This window comes from Mesorhizobium sp. M7A.F.Ca.CA.002.09.1.1 (assembly GCF_003998555.1).
GTDB lineage: Bacteria > Pseudomonadota > Alphaproteobacteria > Rhizobiales > Rhizobiaceae > Mesorhizobium > Mesorhizobium ciceri.
This window is the reverse complement of the sequence record NZ_RZRR01001413.1, coordinates 1-804: the sequence shown is the minus strand read 5'-3', so window position 1 is coordinate 804 and position 804 is coordinate 1. Positions and strand designations below refer to the sequence as shown.

1 protein-coding gene and 1 pseudogene are annotated in these 804 nt (G+C 63.6%); one reads left to right on the top strand and one right to left on the bottom strand.

The annotated features are described in order from the left end of the window. Window positions 1-573: SDR family NAD(P)-dependent oxidoreductase (locus EN994_RS33630; RefSeq protein ID WP_127308266.1), on the bottom strand; the 573-nt coding region annotated here is incomplete at its 3' end. Window positions 574-700: 127 nt separating this feature from the next. Here EN994_RS33630 and EN994_RS33625 point away from each other — a divergent pair. After that, window positions 701-804 (top strand): annotated as a pseudogene (locus EN994_RS33625) (LysR family transcriptional regulator); the annotation flags it as partial.

The following is an 804-nucleotide window of genomic DNA, read 5'->3' as shown; positions in this document are numbered from 1 at the left end:
GTCGCGGCGTTCTTCGGTGGCCGGCAGGCTGTCGATCCAGCCGGGCAGCACATTGTTCATGCGCACATTGTCGGCGGCATAGGTGTTGGCGAAGATCTTGGTGTAGGCGGCAACGCCGGCGCGGAACACGGCGGACGTCGGGAACATCGGGCTCGGCTCGACCACCCAGGCCGTCGAGATGTTGATGATGGCCCCACCCTTCTGCTTGACCATCTGCGGCGCCACGATGCGCACCGGCCGGATGACGTTGAGGAGGTAGACGTCCATGCCGGTGTGCCATTGCTCGTCGGTGATCTCGAGGATCGGCGCACGCGGCCCGTGGCCGCCGCTGTTGACCAGCACGTCGATGCGGCCATAGCGCTCCAGCGTCAGGTCGACGAGGCGCTGCAGATCGTCGTTCGACTGGTTGGAGCCGGTGACGCCGAGCCCGCCAAGCTCCTTGGCCAGCGCCTCGCCCTTGCCCGAAGAGGAAAGAATGGCAATCTTGAAGCCGTCCGCCGCCAGCCGCTTGGCCGCCGCCGCCCCCATGCCGCTGCCGCCGGCCACCACCACAGCTACTTTTTCTACACTCATCGGATTTTCCTCTCAGGGTTTGCGGGCACCGCAAGCGGTGTTTTCGGGAGTTGAGCGTCGATATAGCTGGTTTTCCCCGTCGGTTCGAACCAGAATGCCTGAAATCAACCTGTAGAAAAACTACTGCATGCCCGAAACCTTCCTCAGCTTGCCGCCGTTGAATGCGCTGCGCGCCTTCGAAGCCTCGGCGCGTCATCTCAACTTCCGCATCGCGGCCGAAGAGCTCAACGT